Source organism: Ramlibacter sp., from assembly GCF_035548915.1.
GTDB lineage: Bacteria > Pseudomonadota > Gammaproteobacteria > Burkholderiales > Burkholderiaceae_C > Ramlibacter.
In genome coordinates this window covers 37,189-55,080 of record NZ_DASZSE010000050.1, presented here as the reverse complement: position 1 = coordinate 55,080, position 17,892 = coordinate 37,189, and the positions used below count along the sequence as shown (strand labels likewise).

The following is a 17,892-nucleotide window of genomic DNA, read 5'->3' as shown; positions in this document are numbered from 1 at the left end:
GCTCTGGGGCGGGTACCCGCAGCGCAAAGTGCGTGCCGCGCAGCGCCGCCCCGAGCGGCTGCGCGAGGATGCATTGCGCGTGTCGGCCCAGGCGCTGGCCGCGGGCGAGCGCAACGCCGGCGCGGACGCGCTCGAGCGCAAGCTGGCCGAAGCCTGCGAGGCGCTCAAGCGGACGCTGCACGTGCAGCCTCGCTGGCAGCAGATCATGGCCGCGCGGGCCATGCTCGGGGAGCGGCTCGTGGAGATGGACACGGGCGAAGGCAAGACGATCGCGATCGCGCTCGCCGCCGCGACGGCCGCGGCGCTCGGCTCGCCCGTGCACGTGGTCACCGCCAACGACTATCTCGCCGCGCGCGATGCGGGCGAGCTGGCGCGCTTCTATGCGCGCCTGGGCCTGCGCGCGGGCTGTGTGAGCGGCGGCATGGACGAGCGGCAGCGGCGCTTCGCGTATTCCGCGCACGTCACCTACGTCACCGCGCGCGAGCTCGCCTTCGACTACCTGCGCGACGCGGTGAAGAGCCCGCGCGACGGCACGCCGCTCGAGCAGCGTGCGCGGCTGCTCGCGGCGGGCTCCGCGTCCGCGCCGCTGCTGCCGGGCCTGTGCGTCGCGCTGATCGACGAGGCCGACACCGTCCTCCTTGACGAGGCGCGCGTTCCCTTCGTGCTGGCCGAGTCGCGCGGGCGCGACGGCGAGGCCGCCTTTCTCGCGCAGGCTCGGCACTTCGCTTCGATGCTGCGCGAAGGCACGCACTTCCGCCTGGAAGCGGGCGGCTCGGAAGTGCGGCTGCTCGCGACGGCGCACGACGTGCTGCGCCTTTGGCCGCGCGTGAGCGATGCGCTCTTCGACCATCCGGCGCATCGCGAGAACGCGGTCGTCTTCGCGCTCACCGCCCGCCACGTCTTGCGCAAGGGCCGCGACTACCTCGTGCGCGGCGGGGCGGTGGAGCTCGTGGACGGCGCGAGCGGCCGGCTGTCGATCGGCCGAGCGTGGTCGCATGGGCTGCACCAGCTCGTCGAACTGAACGAAGGCCTCTCGCCCACGCAGCCGCACGAGCCGCTCGCGCGGATCACGTTCCAGCAGTTCTTCGCGCGTTACGTGCGGCTCGCGGGAATCAGCGGCACGCTGAACGAAGGGCGGCGGGAGCTCGCGCGCGTCTATGGCGTGCACGTGCTTCGCGTTCCCGCCCACCGGCCGCGCCGCGTCGAGGCCGGGCCGACGCGGCTCTTTGCCGACGGCGCCGCTTTGTGGACTGCCGTCGCGCAACGCGCGCAGACCCTGAGTCGCGCGGACCGGCCGGTGCTGATCGGCGTGGGAAGCGTGGCCGAATCGCAGGCCTTGTCTCGCGTGCTGCGCGAGCGCGGCATCGCGCACCGCGTGCTCGACGCAAGCCAGGGCGAGGAGGAACGTGAAGTGCTGGCCGCGGCCGGCGCGGCGGGCGCGATCACCGTGGCCACGAGCATGGCCGGGCGCGGCAGCGACATCCGGCTCGATGCGCGCGCCGCGGCCGCCGGCGGCCTGCACGTTCTCCTCACGCAGCAGAACGCATCGCCTCGCACCGACAGGCAGTTTCTCGGCCGCGCGGGACGCCAGGGGCAGCCGGGCAGTTGCGAGCACTGGGTCGCCGCGGACCAGGGCCCGGTCGCGCGGCTCCTGCGCGGGCGGCGATCGCGCGAACTGGCGGCGCGCTGCGCGGGGTGGCCCGCGACCGCGCTGCTGCGTGCGGTACAGACACTGCGCGCTTATACTGAGATGCAACAACGTGTAACGCTTCTGCGCGCTACAGAGGCCGAAGGGAGGCATTTCGTGTTCAGCAGGAATTCGATCGCATGAAATCCGTCTTCGGCAGGCTCGCTGGATTGGTTGCTCTGGCGTCGATGCCTGCCGTGGCGGCCGTGCCGTCGCCGCTCGGGTGCCTGATCGAGCCCTTCCAGAGCGCGGAGGTGGGCAGCCCCGTGGTCGGCGTGATCGAGGCGATCCAGGTCGAGCGTGGCGACCGCGTGACGCGTGGGCAGCCGCTTGCGACGCTGCGTGCCGACGTGGAGCGGATGTCGATGGCGGTCGCGCAGAGCCGGGCGAATGCCGTGGGCGAACTGAAGGCCGCGCGTGCCAATGCGGAACTCGCGCGGCAGAAGCTCGCGCGCGCGGAAGACCTCGCGCGCCAGCAGTTCATCTCGGGCCAGGCGCTCGAGCAGGCGCGCGCGGAGGCCGTCGTCGCCGAGAACCGCCTTGCGCAGGCCGAGGAGCAGCGCGGCATCTATGCGAGCGAGCAGCGGCTCGCGCGAGCGCAGCTCGAGCTGCGCACGATCCGCAGTCCGAGCAACGGCGTGGTGGCCGAACGCTACGTGTCGGTGGGCGAGCGCGTGGAGGAAAAGCCGATGTTCCGCGTGGCGGAGGACGACCCGCTGCGCGTGGAAGTCGTGCTGCCCGTGAGCGTGTTCCCGCTCGTGAAGAAGGGCATGCGCGTCACCGTGCTGCCCGAGCTGCCGGGTGCCACGCCGCGCGAGGCGCGGATCATCATCGTCGACCGCATCGTCGAAGGCGCGAGCAACACCTTTCGCGTGCGACTGGAACTCCCCAACCCCGACCGGTCGCTGCCGGCCGGCTTGCGCTGCAAGGCCGAACTCTCGGACGTGGAAATCGCGCTGCATCGCGCAGCCGCGACGCCTCTGCGGCCCACCGCGGCGCGAGCGTCCGCCGCGCCGCCGCCGCACGCTGCATCGCCCGCGCCTGCGGTGCCTTCGATAGCGCCGTCCGCGCAAGGCGCGCTTGCACTGCGGCTCTCGCCACAGCTCGGCGCTGTGCCGAACACCAGGCCCTGAGCCATGTGGCCGCGGCTCCTGCGCACGCTCACCCGGCCGCCTCGCAGGGCGGCGCTGCAGGTGGAAGCGTGCGAGCAGCGGCTGCTCTTTTCGGCCGACACGTCGGCGCTGATCCATGCCGCGCTCGGCCTGGGCGCCGACTTCGAGCCCGCGCCCGTCGTGCGCATGCTCGAGCCGGCGCCGCAGGCCGTCGCGAGTCCCGCGACGGTGACGGCGAGCTACGTGACGACGCAGCTCGCGTTCGAAGCCAATCGGGGGCAGCTTGCCGCGGGCACCGACTTCGCCGCGTTCGGCAGCGGCTATGCCGTGACCCTCGGCGCCGGCAACGCAAGACTCGCGGTGGCCGGCGCATCGCAATCCGTGGAGCTCGCGCTCGTGGGCGCTGCCGCGCCCGCGGGGCAGGGCGAAGGGCTGCTTGCCGCGCGCAGCAACTACTTCGTCGGCGCGGACCCCGCGGGCTGGCACACCGACATCGACAACTACGCCGCCGTGCTGTACCCGGACGTGTATCCGGGCGTGGACCTGCGCTATTACGGCACCCAGAGCCAGCTCGAATACGACTTCGTCGTCGCGCCCGGGGCCGATCCCACGCAGATGGCACTTCGCATCGGCGACGCGCAGGACGTGCGCATCGCGGCCAACGGCGACCTCGTGCTCGTGCTCGCGGGCAGCGGCGAGGAGATCGCGTTTCACGCGCCGCTCGCCTACCAGATGGGCGACGGCGGCCGCGAAGCCGTCGCGAGCCGCTACGTGCTGCAGGCGGACGGCACGGTGCGGTTCGAACTGGGCGCGTACGACACGGCGCGTGAGCTCGTGATCGATCCGGTGCTCGCGTACGCGACCTACTTCGGCGAGCACGCCAAGGAGTCCGCGCTCGACGTCGCCGCGGGGCCCGACGGCAGCGTGTACGTGACCGGCCGCACGCAATCCAACGGCGGCGCCCTCGCGGACGAGCTGGGCGCGGGCGGCGGCGGCGACATCTACGTCGCGCGATTCAGCGCGGACCTCTCGACGCTGCTGTGGTCCACGCGCATCGGCGGCACGGGCGACGAGCAGGGCAACGGCATCGCGGTGGATGCGAGCGGCAACGTCGCGGTCGCCGGCTGGACGAAGTCCAACAATTTTCCACTCGCGAACGCGGACCAGTCGACGAGATCGGGCGGCCAGGACGCCGTCATCTTCAAGCTGAACGCGAATGGCAACGCGCTTGTCTTCAGCACGTACTTCGGCGGCAACGGCGGCGCCGACACGGGCAACGACGTGGCGGTCGACAGCTCGGGCAATGTGTATGCGGCGGGCATGGTCGAGTCGACGCTGCTGGGCCTCGTGAACAGCCAGAACGCATTCCTGAACAAGTACTCGGCCACCGGCACGGCGGTCTACCAGCAGCAGTTCGGGGGCTCGGGCGACGACGCGGCCAATGGCATCGCGGTCGCGTCGGGCGGCGTCGTCTACATGGCGGGCGACACGAAGTCGGACGACCTGCCGGTGCTGGGCGGCGTCCTCGGACTCAGTTCGAAGGATGCGTTTCTCGCGCGCTTCGATGCGTCGGGCAACGTCGTGTACGACACGTACATCGCGAGCGACGACGACGACTTCGCGACCGCGGTGGCGGCCGACGGGGCGGGCCACGCATACGTCGTCGGGCAGACGAAATCTCCGCGAGGTTCCGACTTCGCAACCACGCCGGGGGCCGCCCAGACGGTGCGCGTGAATCACACGACGGGCTACCTTCGCATCTACGACACCAACGTGACGGGCGCGGGCTCGCTGCTGTATTCGACTTTCGTGGGCGGCACGGGCGACGCCAACGGCAACGACGGGGGTGGCTTGAGCGACGATCCCACCGGCGTCGCGCTGAGCGCGGGCAAGGTCGTCATCCTCGGGCAGACGACCACGGCGAATCTCATCACCACGCCCGACGCCATCAGCGCGACGAGCCCGGGCGCGAGCAGCGGCTTCCTGTGGGTGCTCAATCCCGCGGGCGGCGGCACGTCAGACGTGCAGTACGGCACGTACTACGGCAAGAGCCTTGCGACCGGCGGCGTCGCGGTCGCGAACGGCAACGCCTATTTCGTGGGCTCCACGTCCACCGCGGGGCTCGCTACGGCGGGCGCGTACAGCACCACGATCGCGGGCGGGCAGGACGCGCTCGTCGGCGTGCTGCGCCTCGGCAATACGGCGCCCGTCCTCGGAGGCAGCAACGCATTGGCCTCGGTGCTGGAAGATTCGGCAGCGGGTGGCGGCACGCTCGTGAGCGCGCTTCTCGCCGGCCACGTGACGGATGCGGACGCCGATGCCGTGTCGGGCATCGCGCTCTATGCGGCCGACGGCGCGAACGGCACCTGGCAATACACGACGGACGGCGCCACGTGGTCGCCGTTGCCGGCCGTCTCGAGTGGGCACGCGCTGCTGCTCGCGAGCGACGCGCAGACGCGCCTGCGCTTCGTGCCGGGCGCGAATTTCGCGGGGACGGCCGCGGTTTCCTTCCGCGCGTGGGACCGCACGAGCGGTGCCGCCGGCGGATTTTCCGATCTCGCGGGCAACGGCGGCTCGAGCGCGTTCAGCGCGCAGACGGCGGATGCGACGATCGACGTCGCGCCCGTGAACGATGCGCCCGTGCTTGCCACGGGCAATGTGGCGGACCTCGTCGTGCTCGAGAACTCCGGCACGACGAGCCTCGGACTCTCGGGCGTCACGTACGGTCCCGGCGGCGGCGCCGACGAAGCAGGGCAGACGCTCGCGGTCGACGTGGTGGAAGTTCCGTCGCCGAGCTTCGGCGACATCGTGCTGGCCGACGGCACCACGGTGGTGTCGGTGGGGGCGAGCTACACCGTGGCGCAGTTGCAGGGCATGCAGTTTCGCGCGGCCTCGGGCGCGACGGGCGGACCGGCGAGCTTGCGCTACAACGTGCGCGACAGCGGCGGCACGGGCTCGGGCGGCAACGACTCGCTCGCGCAGGCACTCTCCATCACGATCTCCGGCGCGAACCAGGCGCCCGTGCTCGGTGGCGCCCATCCGATGCCCGACCAGCTGGAGGATGCGGCCGCGGGGACGGGCGTGCTCGTCGGCGATCTCATCGCCGGCTTCGTGAGCGATGCGAACGTGAATGCATTGCAGGGCATCGCGGTGACCGCGGCCGACACGTCGCATGGCGCGTGGGAATATTCGACCGACGGCGGCGCGTCCTGGCATTCGCTCGCGGGCGTGTCGGAAACCCAGGCGCGCCTGCTCGCAGCCGACGGCGCGAGCCGCGTGCGCTTCGTGGCCGATGCCGACTGGAACGGCACAGTGGCGATCGGCCTCGTGTTCCGCGCGTGGGATCGGACCGCTGCCGCGGCGGGCGGGCTGGGCGACGCGTCCGTGTACGGCGGGAGCACCGCGTACAGCGCGCAGACCGCGAGCACGAGCGTCGTCGTGCAACCGGTGAACGACGCGCCCACGGGACCCGCGACGATAGCGGACGTGACGGCCATCGAGGCCGGCGGCGCGGTGAGTCTCGGCATTGCCGCATCGGATTACGGGCCCGGCGGCGGCACCGACGAAGCGGGCCAGGCGCTGCATGCCGTGATCACCGCGTTGCCCGACGCGGCGCTGGGCGCCGTGGTGCTGGCCGACGGAGTGACACCCGTCGCCGCGGGTGGCAGCTATACCCTCGCGCAACTCGAAGGCATGCGGTTCCTGCCCTCGGGCGGCAGTGCCACCGGCACTTCGAGCTTCGCCTTCGACGTCGTCGATGACGGCGGTGGTGCGAATGGCGGGATCGATGCGCTGTCGCAATCGCTGCAGGTCACGGTCGTGCCGGCGAATGCGGCGCCCGAGCTTTCGGGCACCGAGGACTTGCCTGCCATCCTCGAAGACGAAAGCGCGTCGCAGGGCACGCTGGTGGCCGACCTCATCGCGGGGCACGTGAGCGACAGCGACCCCGGTGCGCAGCGCGGTATCGCGATCACGGCGGCCGCGAGCGCGAACGGCACGTGGCAATACAGCACCGACGGGGGCGCGCACTGGAGCGACGTCGGCCCCGTGGCGAACGACAACGCGCTGCTGCTCGCGGCCGATGCGGTGACGCGCGTGCGCTTCGTGCCCGCGCCCGACTGGAACGGCACCGCTTCGGGGCTGCAGTTCCGCGCGTGGGACCGCACGCGCGGCACGGTGGTCCTCACGCACGTCGACACGACGGTCAATGGCGGCAGCACGGCGTTCAGTTCGGCCACCGCCACGACGAACATCGCCGTGCAGCCCGTGAACGATCCACCGGTGCCGCTCGGCGGCCCGAACGCGCCGGCGTCCGCGACGATCGGCGGCGCGGACGTGCCGCTCGGGCTTGGAAGTCTCGCGTATTCACCGGGCGGCGGCGTGGACGAGCAGGGGCAGGTGCTGCGAGTCACGATCGATGCGTTGCCCGATCCGGCGCTTGGCACGCTGGTGCTCGCCGATGGCGTCACGCCCGTGTTGCCGGGCACGCCGTACACGCTGCAGGATCTGCAGGGCATGCGATTACGGCCGGCAGCCGCGGGCGCGGGCGGCACCGCGACTGTGTCGTGGACGGTGCATGACGATGGCGGCACGGACCATGGCGGAGTGGATTCGACGGCGGACCATGTCGACGTGGCCGTGGCACCCGCGCCGACGCCTGCGCCAACGCCCGCGCCGACACCTGCGCCGACGCCTGCACCGACGCCTGCGCCGACACCTGCGCCGACGCCTGCGCCGACACCTGCGCCGACACCAGCGCCGACACCTGCGCCGACGCCAGCGCCGACACCTGCGCCAACGCCTGCGCCGACACCTGCGCCAACGCCCGCACCGACGCCTGCACCGACACCAGCGCCGACACCAGCGCCGACACCTGCGCCGACACCTGCGCCGACACCTGCGCCGACACCTGCGCCGACGCCCGCACCGACTCCCGCGCCGACGCCTGCGCCGACTCCTGCGCCGACACCCGCGCCGACACCCGCACCGACTCCCGCGCCGACTCCCGCACCCACGCCGGCCCCCACTCCCGCACCCCTACCCGCGCCCGCGAAGGCGCCCGCACCCATGACGACACCCCAAGCTCCCGCGAAACAGGACGGCTCGTCGCATCGCGTCGCGCTGATCGGCAAGATCGACGACGCCGCGAGCGAAGTCTCGGCATTCCTCGAACAGCTCGGCCTGGAGCCGGTGGTGATCGGCAATGCCACGAGCGCGCTGGCCGCGATCGAACGCGTCGAGGAACTGCGCGGTGTCGACTTCGCGATCATGCTCCCCGCGCGCGACGACGAGGCGCCGCAAGGCATGCTCGCGATCGGCTTTCTGCTCGCGACGCTCGGGCGCTCGAAGATTTGCTTTCTCTCGAAGGCGACACCGTGGCAGGGCGCGTTGCAGGTCGCGCTCGACGAGGGCGGCCTCTGGAAGCTGCTGCTCGCGCGCGAGATGAAGCGAGCCGGTGTCGATGTCGACCTGAACAAGGCGATCTGACCGGCCGGACGGCGGCGCCACCGCAGGGCGCCCCGCCGAACGCCCCGCGCCCGCTCACCGCTTCGCGAGCTTCAGCCGCCGCAAGAGCCAAGGCAGTGTCGGCGCCTGCACGAGCAGGCTGAAGAACACGACCGCGTACGTGCCCACCACGAGCGTGTCGCGCCCCGGAAATTCCGGCAGCGACAGCGCAAGCGCGATCGAGATCCCGCCTCGCACGCCGCCCCACGTCAGCACCTTCACGGCATGCGGCGTGGTGTGCCGCAGCCACGGCCGCACGAGCAGGGCGGGAATTCCCGTGCTCAGGAACCGCGCCGCAAGCACCACCGGCACGAGCATGCACGCGGCGGGCCACAACGCCGCGGTGCCCCCGAGCCCCATCAGCTTGAGGCCGATCAGCCCGAAGAGCAGCAGGTTCAGCACTTCGTCCAGCAGTTCCCAGAACGAGAACAGGTTCGCGCGCGTGCGCTCGCTCATCGCGCTCTTCGCGCCATGATTGCCGATGACGAGTCCCGCGGCCACGACCGTGAGCGGCGCCGACACTTCGATGCGCTCGGCCAATGCATAGCCGCCGGTGGCGAGCGCGAGCGTGAGGATGATCTCCACCGGATAGCTGTCCACTCCTTTGAGGAGCGCGAACGCGGCGTAGCCGAGCACGACCCCGAGCGTGAGCCCGCCCACCAGCAGTTCCAGCAGCATGACGGCGATGTCGGGCGCCTGCGGCGTGCCGCCGCCGGTGGCGATGCCGAGCATCACGAGGAAGGCCACCACGCCCGTGCCGTCGTTGAAGAGGCTTTCGCCCGCGATTTCAGTTTCGAGCGCCTGGGGCACGTCGGCCGTGCGCAGCAGTGCGAGCACCGCGATCGGATCGGTCGGCGAGATGAGCGCACCGAAGAGCAGGCAGTATTCGAGGTCGATGTCGACCCCCATCGCGCCCAGGAGCCACCAGGCGCCGAAGCCGACCAGTACGGTGGAGAGGACGACGCCGATCGTGGCGAGCACGATCACCGGAATCTTCTGCCGCGCGAGGTCGCTCAGGTTGATGTGCAGGCTGGCTGCGAACAGCATGACCGAGAGGAAGCCGTGCAGCAGCAGTTGCGGCAGGTCGAATCGCGCGGCGACGCCGCGTGCCCAGTTCGCTGCGCCGGGAACGAGCGGCGCGGCGAGCGCGAGCACGCCCGAGACCAGCAGTCCGGTCGCCGCGATGCCGATCGCGTCGGGCCAGCCGATCACGCGGTGGTTGATGTAACCGAGGACGGCCACGGCCGCCAGCAGCACGGCGATGAGTTCGAGGAGGGACATGCGGACAGGATAGCCCGTCGGCGTGCTTGCTTTCGCGAGGGAGCGGTCCGGCGCGCCTCAGGAGCGGTGGGAGGAGCGGTGAGAGGAGCGAGGAGAGGAGCGAGGAGAGGAGCGGGGGGGGCGTCTCACGAGCGAGGCGAGCCAGCGAAGCGGTGCGGTGATGCGCCAGCTCGTGCTGCTGCGCAGCGCCGCGAGTTCCGCGTCGCGCGCGGCGAGCTGCGCCTCGCGCGAGGCGAGGAGGCGAGCGAGTTCGGCCTCGTGCAAGCGGTGCTGCTCGGCGGCTTGGCTGGCGAGTTCGAGCTCCGGCGACGACCCTTCAGTGGCGGGCCGCGATGCGGCCGCCTGCGCCTCGGACACGATCGCACCGAACGAGACCGGCCTCGGTCCCGGCAGTCCGCTTTCCACCCCCGCATGCGCCACCCCCGCATGCGCCGCCTCCGCATGCGCCACCTCCGCATGCGCCCCCTCCGCATGCGCCCCCCCCGCATGCGCCACCCCCGCGTGCGCCGCCTCCGCAGGCGCCGCCCCCGCGTGCGCCCCCGCACCCCTGCCGTCATCCCCGCGAAAGCGGGGATCCAGAGCGACCATCTCCCCGGGCACCAGTCGCATCAGCTCCCGCTCGATTCCATCCGCATCGAGCAGCAGGAACGCCTCGGCCGCCTGCACCTGCGCCCCCAGGGTGTACGTCCGGTAGCGATTCAACCCGCGCACCTGCTGCGCATAGTCCTGCTGCGCAAGCTGCGAGGCATACTTCGCACCCGCCGCGTGCTTGCGCTCGACCCAGCGCGTGATGTCGACGAAAACATTGGGCACGAGCGGTGCCCCGACCTCATAGAACGCGACCCGCACCCCGCTCGCGCGCGCGGCTTCGACGGCCAGCCGGGCTGCCGCGCGATGATCCGGATGCACTTCCCACGGTGAAGGCGCATAGACGAGATCGATGCCCCCGTCCCTCACGCAGTCGACGGTCCGCGCCACGAGCGCTTCATCGACGCGAAGCGAACGATCCGCGATGCGCCAGAACGCCGGCTCGCCACAGCCGAGCACCGCGCACGCCGCGCGGCATTCCTGTTCCCTCACCTGAGCGTCACCATAAAGCGCGCCGTCCGTGAGCACGACGACGTGCACCGGCACGCCTTCGTCCGCATGGATCGCCATCGAGCCGCCGCAGCCGAAAGTCTCGTCGTCCGGATGCGGCGCCAGCACGAGTACCGCGCGTGCGGGAATCCGCGCGAGGGCGTGATAGGGGACGAGGTCGTGTTCCACGAACGCGAGTCGGGCAAGGGGTCAGGGATGATAGCGAGCGAGCAGGGCCGAGATGAGCGCGTACAGTGCGCCCGCGCCGAAGATCGCGCCGAGAGCCGGTAACGAGCGCGACGAGCGAGACGAGCGCGACCAGCGCTCCGAAAGAGCCGCCGCATCCGCGGACTTCGCCTCACCCCCTGCCGCCGCGTAGGCGAGCGCGAGCGCGGGAACGATGAAGTAGCGCCCCTGCACCCCGCCCACACTCTGCGCCGGAAACGGCGTCCACGTGACGAGCAGCGCGAAGAACGCGAGGAGCACGCTCGCCGCGGCCGTGCCAAGGAGCAGCAGGCGCGCGTCCGCGGCTTGCCTCAGCTGCGCTCGCGCGAGCGAAACCGCGAGGCACACGGCGAGGCCACCCCAGAGCGAGGGGTACCAGAACGCATCGAGGCCGGTGTCGAGCCAACCGAGCACGCCGATGAACGAGCGCTCGTACAGCCGGGCCAGATCGGGCTGGGCGAGCGACGCTCCGATCAGCCGCACGACCTCAAGAGGATGCTCGACGTAGTAGCGCACCAATTCGCCGGTGCCGTGATCGCGCCGCACGCGCAGGTCGACCGTGTGCGTGATCGCGTAGCCGGTCCAGACGAGCGTCGCGATCACCGCGAGGATGCCCGCCACCGCGTGCGCGCGCGAGCCGCGCCGCCACGCGAGATACACCTGCAACCCGATGAGCGGCGCCACCTGCGCGCGCGTGGTCGCGACGAGGAACATGCAGCCGGCGAGCACCCAGGGCTCCCAGGACGGCCCTTCGCCGGGTTCGAGCATGCGCCGCATGAAGAGCGAAAGCCCAAGCACGGCGAGCGCGGTGGTGATGCCGTCGAGCGTCGGCAGCACCATCTGGAACACCGTCATCGGCAACAGGAGCAGCGCGACGGCCAGCAGGGGCGGACAGTGGATGCGAAACGCCACGACGAGCAGCGCGGCGATGCACCCCATGCACAGCAGGCGCGCGAGCCAATAGCTTTGCAGCACCGTGAGCTCCAGCGCGCGGCCGAGCGCGAGTCCGCTCGCGTGCGGCAGGTACGCGAGCGGGAAGTAGTAGCCGGTCCCGGGAGCCGGTCGAAACGCGCGATCCCGCGTCCAGCGCAGCTCGCGCGTGAGTTCGCTGTGGCTCGCCGTGAGCGCGCGGCCTTGATGCGCGACGATGTCCTCCAGATAGGCCGCGACGAAGGTGTGGAGCACGGGGTCGGTCGTGCCGCCGCTTTCGCCTCCGGGAGGCGTTTCCAGCAGCCACTGGCCCCGACTCAGCATGTCCGCGCGCAGGACGTGGCTGTTCTCGTCGGGCGACTGCATCGGCGGGACGAGCGCGCTCACGCACGCGGCCAGCACCACCAGCACCAACCAGAGCGCCGCGCCGCCCGTGCGCCTCATTCGAGCGATGACACCCACACGCCGGCGAAGATGATGGCGGCCCCCGCGAAGGTCTGCCAGCGCAGGGGTTCGCCGAGCGTGAAGTGGGCGAGCACGGGCACGAAGAAGAACGCGAGCGCGACGAACGGGTACGCGACCGCGAGCGGCACCTGCCGCAGGAGCGCGATCCACATCACGGTGGCCGCGGCGTACACGGCGAGCGCGACGACGAGGTGCGGGTTGAACACCCATTGCTGCCAGCCCCGCCCCTGCATGGAAACGGCCGCGAGCTTGAAAAGCACCTGGCCGGCCGCGAGCGAGGCGACCGTGAGGACGAGGAGGGCGTACTGCGTTCGGGACATGGCGGCTTCGCTCTCAGTCCGGCAGTTCGTCGTGGATGGGCTGGCGCGGCACGTTCGATACGTCGAAGCCGACGAAGGCGAGCAGCAATTGCAGGCCCACGAGCGTGGGGAGCGCCGCGAGCATGATGGTGCCGAGCGGCGCCGCGACGCCGGTCGATACCGAAAGCCACCAGTGCCGGGCGCCGAACACGACGCCGAACGCGAGCAGCGCCGTGCCGAACACGAGCTCCAGCGAGCCGACCGTCATGTCGCGCAGGAAGTAGCTGTAGGCGATGCGCTTCACGAAGTTGCGCACGTGCTTCGCCATGAATTCACCCGCGACGCGTCCGATGCGCAGGCTGCTCGTCTCGTCGCCGTACGACGCATCCATGGGCACGTCCTTCACCACCGCGCGCACGATGCTCAGGCGAAACAGCATGTCGGTCTCGAAGAAGTAGCGCCGGCTCAGTTTGTCGAATGGCACGCGCCGCAGCACCTTCGCGTGGATGGCCGTGAAGCCGTTGGTCGGATCGAACAGATTCCAGTAGCCGGTGGAGAGTTTCGCCATGAACGATAGCACGGCGTTGCCCGCGAGCCGCGCGGGCGGCATCCGGCGGATGTGCGTGAGATCGTAGAAGCGGTTGCCCTTCGTGTAGTCGGCGCGGCCCTCGGCGATCGGCCGCACGAAGCGCGCGATGAGCGCCGGGTCCATCTGCCCGTCGCCGTCGATCTTCACGAGGACATCCGCGCCCGCGGCCAGCGCGGCCGCATAACCCGCCATCACGGCGCCGCCCACGCCCTGGTTCTCGGCGTTGCGCAGGACCACCACGCGCGGGTCCGTGCAGTGGTCCCGCACGTGGTCGCCGCTTCGTTCGGGGCAGGCGTCGTCCACGACGTAGATGCGCCCGACCTCGCTGCCGATCCGCGCGAGCACGCCGAGGACCTGCGCCTTCACGCGGTAACAGGGGATAATGACGGCGATCGTGATCTGCATCGGGCAGGGACTCGCGCGCGATTGTAAAGAACCAGTGATCTCCTCCGATTCCAGCGCGCAGACCGAAGACGCCGCGATCGAGGGGCTGCGCGGACTCGCGGCGCTGGTCGTCGTGGCGGTGCACTTCGCGCCCCTCGTCACGCCGGCGGGCGGCCCGTGGGGCTTCGCGGCCTCGGGCGTCGATCTCTTCTTCGTGCTGAGCGGCTTCGTCTTCGCGCCCTACTTCTTCGGCCGCCGGCTCGCCTGGGCGCCGCACCTCGTGCGCCGGGCGTTTCGGCTCTACCCCCTCTATCTCACCGCGCTCGCGGTGTACGTGCTGCTGAAGCTGCCCGACCCGGCCGCCACGCGCCATCTCGCCGAGCATGTCTTCATGCTGCACACGCTGCGCTCGCCCGAGGTCGCGTTCTTCTACAACGGCGCGTTCTGGAGCCTGCCGCCCGAAGTGGAGTTCTATCTCGCGCTGCCGCTCGCCGCGGGCCTGCTGCGTGGCCGGGGCTTCGGCATGTTGTTCGCGGCAGCGCTCGGGCTGCATCTGGCGCTCGTCGCTCTCGCGGACGGCGCGCAGCCCGCAAGCCCCGCCAGCATCGCGACGATTCATCTGCCCGGGCTGCTGGTCGAATTCTGCCTGGGCGCGGCCGCATGGCAGCTCGCGCGCGAGGGCGGCGCGCGCCGCCTTCGCATGCTCGCGGGGCTGCTCGTGCTGGCCGTCATGCTCTGGCTCTATTCGACCTACATCGCCGAGGATCCGGCGCGCGCCCAGTTCACCGCGCACTGGCTCGCGGGCAACGTCGGCGTCGGCGCGGCGTGCGGTTACGCGCTCGTGGTGAGCGCCCTCGCCGGCCGGCCGAACCCGAGCGGCTGGCGCCTGCGGCTGTGTCTCCTGGGCGGCCAGCTCAGCTACGGGGTGTACCTCTTCCACAACGCGCTGCTGCAGATGCGCGTGAAGTACGGCTGGCCGATCGACGGCTGGGTGGCCGTGGCTTGCTGCCTGCTCGCGACGCTCGCGCTCGCGTGGGTGCTGCACCATGCGATCGAAGCGCCGGCGCGCGATTTCGGCCGCAACCTGAGCCGCCGGCTCGCGCCGGCGCGGCTTGCCTGATCGGCGTCACGCGCGGTCGAAGTGGACCCAGTGCATCGCCCCCGCGGCGTCGCGCAGCAGCGCGGCGTAGCGCGCGGGCTCGAGGAGCTGCCATTCGTCTTGCGTGAAGGGCGAGGGTGCCGCCGTGCGCGGCCGGAAGATGGCCGGCATCAGCAGCGGCGACGGGCTGAACGCCTCCACGGCGTGCGTGCCTGCTTGCGCGTGAAAGTCCTCGAGGGTGCGGCACGGTCGCGGCAGCACTTCGGAAGGCGCGGTCCGCAACGGCCGCGCGAGAGCATCCACGCGCCGCAGTCCGCCGCTCAAGCGCCAGAAGAGCGGGTAGCGCTTGCGAAAGTAGATGTCGCGCGCCTGCGCCATCAAAGGCCCTTTGCTTGCCTTGTGACGGTACTCGTGCACCGCATCGGCGGCGCCGCTCACGCCGAGCGTCCAGCCGCCCGCGCGCAGCCTGAGCGACAGGTCGCTGTCCTCGAAGAACATGAAGTAGTCCGGATCGAACAGGCCGCCGCAGGCGTCGACCGCCTCGCGGCGCACAAGTAGCACGGCCCCGGAGAGGAAGTCGACGCGCGAAGTGCCCGGGCATTCCATCAGCGCGCGCTGGTGACGCAGGTGGTGCCGCGCGGCGATTCGCGCGAGCGCACGAAAGCGCGGCGCGAGGGTGAGCGACAGCGTGTAGGCCGGTGTCTGGGCGAAGGCGGCCGGCAGCAGGAAGGTACGCCGCGGGTTCCACCACATGCGCGGCGAGAGCGCGGCGCAGCGCGGTTGCGCTTCGAGCTCCTTCACGAGCGCTTCGAGCGCGGCGGCCGTGATGCGCGCGTCCGGGTTCAGCAGCAGGAAGAACGCAGCGCTCGACCGCGCATACGCGAGGTTGCAACCGCGGCCGAATCCGAGGTTCGCTTGCGCGTCGATGCATTCGACGCCGTCGCGCCCGCGCAGCGCCTGCGCGAGCGCCTGCGCCTCGGAGGCATCGGCGCTGTTGTCCACGACGAGGATGCGCCCGCGCGGCCAGGGCCCGAGCACGCGCAGCGCCTCGCGCACGTCGGCGGCGCCGAAGTAATTGACGATGCAGATGTCAACGCAGGCGGGCGAGGACATGCCAGGTCTCGGCCGCGAGGCTCGCGCGATCGATGGGCAGCCCGATGCGCTCGGCCGCGGCGGCGAAGTCGGCGAATTCGGGCGGCAGGGCGGGCCCCGCGGACTCGCATCGCTCGACCTCGAAGCCTTCGCGCTCCAGCAGTTCGCGCAGGCTGCGCGCGGTGAAGAAGCGCACGTGCGTCGTGCACAGCACACCGACCGGCAGATAGTCGAAGCGGCCCTGCGCGAGGTCGCGGACCACCGACCAGTGGCCGATGTTCGGCACCGACAGGAGAAGCCATCCGTTCGGGCGCAACAGCCGGCGCGCGCGAGCGAGCATCGCTGCCGGCTCGGCCACGTGTTCGAGCACGTCGAGCAGGCTCACCGCGTCGAAGTGGCCGTCGAGCGCGGCATCCAGATCCTCGATGCGGCCGCGCATCACGTGCAGCCCCGGGTGCCGCGCCGCTCGGTCGGCCGCGGCGCTCGGCTCCACGAGCCAGGCCTTCCCGCCGCGCGCTTCGACGAAGGCGCGCGCGAAGCCGCCTTCGCCGCCGCCCACGTCGAGCAGCGTGCGCACGTCGCCGGGCAGCAGCTCGAGCATTTCCCCCCGCGCGAGCTGCTGATAGCCGGCGTAGGAATGCACGAACGCCCGCGGCGCGCGAACGGCACGCGCCCCGAAGCGCGCCGGCACGTCCTCCCAGGCAAGTGTTTCGTCGGCGCGCAGGACTTCGGCCGCCTGTGCCGCATCCACCATGAAGGCCCAGGCAACGCGATCCGCAGGAGCCGGGGCCAGGGGAAGGGCCACCGGCAGCGCGGCGCGCCGCGCCACGTAGGCTTCGAAGTCGGCTCGCGTCGTGTAGGCCGGGCACCACTCGCCCGCGGCATCGCGCGGATCGGCCGCGACGGCGCACGCGGCTGCGGATGCGTCGAGGCAGCCCGCAAGCTCGTCCGCGAGCGACGGCGCGGCGAGCAGCGCGGGATGCAGCAGGACGAGCAGCCGGTCGGCGCGGCAATCGCGCAGATCGTCGGCGGGCGCGCGTTCGCCGATGGCGCGTTCGTGCCATCCCACCACGTTGTTCGCGGTGCCGAGCGCCTCGCGCAGCATCGCCACGCCGCAAGCGAGTTCGTCGCAGCCCGCGAGCGTGCTGTCGGTGAGCAGCAGCACCTGGATCGTCTTCGGCGCCGCGGGCGCAAGCGGCATGGCCGTGAGCAGGTCCGATGCCCACCAGCCGCCCGGGTCCGCCTCGATCGCGTCACCGAGGAACCGGTAGCAGGCCGCGACGGTCTGCGGATCTTCGGCCGGCCCGATCGCGCTCATCTCGATGCGGTAGCGCCGCCCGCCCAGGTGGCGGCACACGAACGCACCGATGTCGCTGCCGGTCGCGCGCGCCAGGCGCAGTGCGCCGCCGGCGAGCCGCCGCGTTCCGCCGGCGAAGGGCACGACCATCTCCGCCCCGTCGGGCAGCACCGGCGCGTCGCCGATGATCACGAGCACCTCGCCGCGGCCGAGCATCCGGTAGAACTCGCGCGGCGGGGTCTTCTCGTGGTCGGGTACCTTTCCGCCGTTCAGGTAGCGCTCCAGGCCGCGGTACTTGTCGTCGAAGTGCCGCTGCACGGCCGGGTCCACGCGCGGGTCCTGCGTGACCGAGGAAGACATCGAGTTGATCGTCGCACCCGTGGCGCGTCCGAGAAACGCGATGCCGAGAAAGAAGCTCTCGAAGTGCGCGGTGACGAGCACGAGGCCGCGGCTGCGCCCGGCGAGTAGTTGCCGCGCGTCGCCGGGCCCCGCGATTTCGCATTCGAGATCGTCCACGCGGCCGCCGGCGGCCAGGCGCGACTCGTATTCGTCGCGCGCTTCCGCGACGAAGCGCCCGCGCGTCCAGGCTTCGATGTCGGCGGGGGGCGCATCGGGCCGCAGTTCGCGGTAGGCGATCGCGCACTGCCGCCGCAAATGCCGAAACCCGAGCGCCATCGATCGCCAGTCGCGGCCCAGCATCGCGTTGAGCTCGCCCCGCACGCGGGCGAGCCAGTGGCCGAGGGGGATCGGCAGCCGCGCGAGCGCGGGCAGCACGCAGGCGAAATCCCAATGGTGAACGCGGCGCGCGATCTCCCAGCCCCAGCGGCGAAGGAAGGAGTCGTGCGCCACG

General features: G+C 71.5%; 11 protein-coding genes. 4 read left to right on the top strand and 7 right to left on the bottom strand.

Going from position 1 to position 17,892, the window contains the following annotated elements; genetic code table 11:
- Positions 1-28 precede the first annotated feature (28 nt).
- From VHA82_RS21580 to VHA82_RS21570, 3 genes are read left to right on the top strand one after another with little or no spacing between them, the layout of a single operon-like run.
- Entirely contained in the window at positions 29-1,831 is a 1,803-nt protein-coding gene (locus VHA82_RS21580; RefSeq protein WP_325547232.1) for a preprotein translocase subunit SecA, read from the top strand.
- Positions 1,828-2,820 (top strand): efflux RND transporter periplasmic adaptor subunit, encoded by a 993-nt coding sequence (locus VHA82_RS21575; protein ID WP_325547231.1) that lies wholly within the window; start codon positions 1,828-1,830, stop codon positions 2,818-2,820. Before VHA82_RS21580 ends, VHA82_RS21575 begins: the two co-directional genes overlap by 4 nt.
- 3 nt (positions 2,821-2,823) lie before the next feature.
- Positions 2,824-8,286 carry an SBBP repeat-containing protein gene (locus VHA82_RS21570; RefSeq protein ID WP_325547230.1) on the top strand — a complete coding sequence of 1,821 codons (5,463 nt, stop codon included), beginning with the start codon at positions 2,824-2,826 and terminating at the stop codon, positions 8,284-8,286.
- Between the two features lie 54 nt (positions 8,287-8,340).
- On the opposite strand, the gene VHA82_RS21565 is transcribed toward VHA82_RS21570, so the two are convergent.
- Genes VHA82_RS21565 through VHA82_RS21545 form a run of 5 tightly spaced genes read right to left on the bottom strand, consistent with a single transcriptional unit; the run spans position 8,341 to position 13,575 of the window.
- Positions 8,341-9,585: a sodium:proton antiporter gene (locus VHA82_RS21565; RefSeq protein ID WP_325547229.1), complete on the bottom strand. Its 1,245-nt coding sequence runs from the start codon at positions 9,583-9,585 to the stop codon at positions 8,341-8,343.
- A 57-nt stretch (positions 9,586-9,642) separates the two neighbouring features.
- Positions 9,643-10,851 (bottom strand): PIG-L deacetylase family protein, encoded by a 1,209-nt coding sequence (locus VHA82_RS21560; RefSeq protein ID WP_325547228.1) that lies wholly within the window; start codon positions 10,849-10,851, stop codon positions 9,643-9,645.
- Positions 10,852-10,872: 21 nt separating this feature from the next.
- Positions 10,873-12,261, bottom strand: coding sequence for a DUF2142 domain-containing protein (locus VHA82_RS21555; RefSeq protein ID WP_325547227.1), 1,389 nt, complete (start codon positions 12,259-12,261; stop codon positions 10,873-10,875).
- Positions 12,258-12,602, bottom strand: a complete 345-nt coding sequence (locus VHA82_RS21550) for an EamA family transporter (protein ID WP_325547226.1) — start codon at positions 12,600-12,602, stop codon at positions 12,258-12,260. The genes VHA82_RS21555 and VHA82_RS21550 overlap by 4 nt, the downstream gene beginning before the upstream one ends.
- A 13-nt stretch (positions 12,603-12,615) precedes the next feature.
- Positions 12,616-13,575, bottom strand: coding sequence for a glycosyltransferase family 2 protein (locus tag VHA82_RS21545; protein WP_325547225.1), 960 nt, complete (start codon positions 13,573-13,575; stop codon positions 12,616-12,618).
- Positions 13,576-13,609: 34 nt separating this feature from the next.
- Between VHA82_RS21545 and VHA82_RS21540 the strand changes: the two genes are divergently transcribed.
- Positions 13,610-14,674: an acyltransferase gene (locus VHA82_RS21540; protein ID WP_325547224.1), complete on the top strand. Its 1,065-nt coding sequence runs from the start codon at positions 13,610-13,612 to the stop codon at positions 14,672-14,674.
- A 6-nt stretch (positions 14,675-14,680) separates the two neighbouring features.
- Here VHA82_RS21540 and VHA82_RS21535 read toward each other — a convergent pair whose 3' ends face one another.
- Positions 14,681-15,766: a glycosyltransferase gene (locus tag VHA82_RS21535; RefSeq protein ID WP_325547223.1), complete on the bottom strand. Its 1,086-nt coding sequence runs from the start codon at positions 15,764-15,766 to the stop codon at positions 14,681-14,683.
- Positions 15,744-17,891, bottom strand: a complete 2,148-nt coding sequence (locus tag VHA82_RS21530; protein WP_325547222.1) for a methyltransferase domain-containing protein — start codon at positions 17,889-17,891, stop codon at positions 15,744-15,746. The genes VHA82_RS21535 and VHA82_RS21530 overlap by 23 nt, the downstream gene beginning before the upstream one ends.
- Position 17,892: the final 1 nt, after the last annotated feature.

Excerpts from the sequence above, each read along its gene's own strand:
- VHA82_RS21550 (WP_325547226.1), bottom strand. The coding sequence starts at position 12,602 with ATGTCCCGAACGCAGTACGCCCTCCTCGTCCTCACGGTCGCCTCGCTC.
- VHA82_RS21555 (WP_325547227.1), bottom strand. The coding sequence starts at position 12,261 with ATGAGGCGCACGGGCGGCGCGGCGCTCTGGTTGGTGCTGGTGGTGCTG.
- VHA82_RS21565 (WP_325547229.1), bottom strand. The coding sequence starts at position 9,585 with ATGTCCCTCCTCGAACTCATCGCCGTGCTGCTGGCGGCCGTGGCCGTC.
- VHA82_RS21575 (WP_325547231.1), top strand. The coding sequence starts at position 1,828 with ATGAAATCCGTCTTCGGCAGGCTCGCTGGATTGGTTGCTCTGGCGTCG.
- VHA82_RS21545 (WP_325547225.1), bottom strand. The coding sequence starts at position 13,575 with ATGCAGATCACGATCGCCGTCATTATCCCCTGTTACCGCGTGAAGGCG.
- VHA82_RS21570 (WP_325547230.1), top strand. The coding sequence starts at position 2,824 with ATGTGGCCGCGGCTCCTGCGCACGCTCACCCGGCCGCCTCGCAGGGCG.
- VHA82_RS21535 (WP_325547223.1), bottom strand. The coding sequence starts at position 15,766 with ATGTCCTCGCCCGCCTGCGTTGACATCTGCATCGTCAATTACTTCGGC.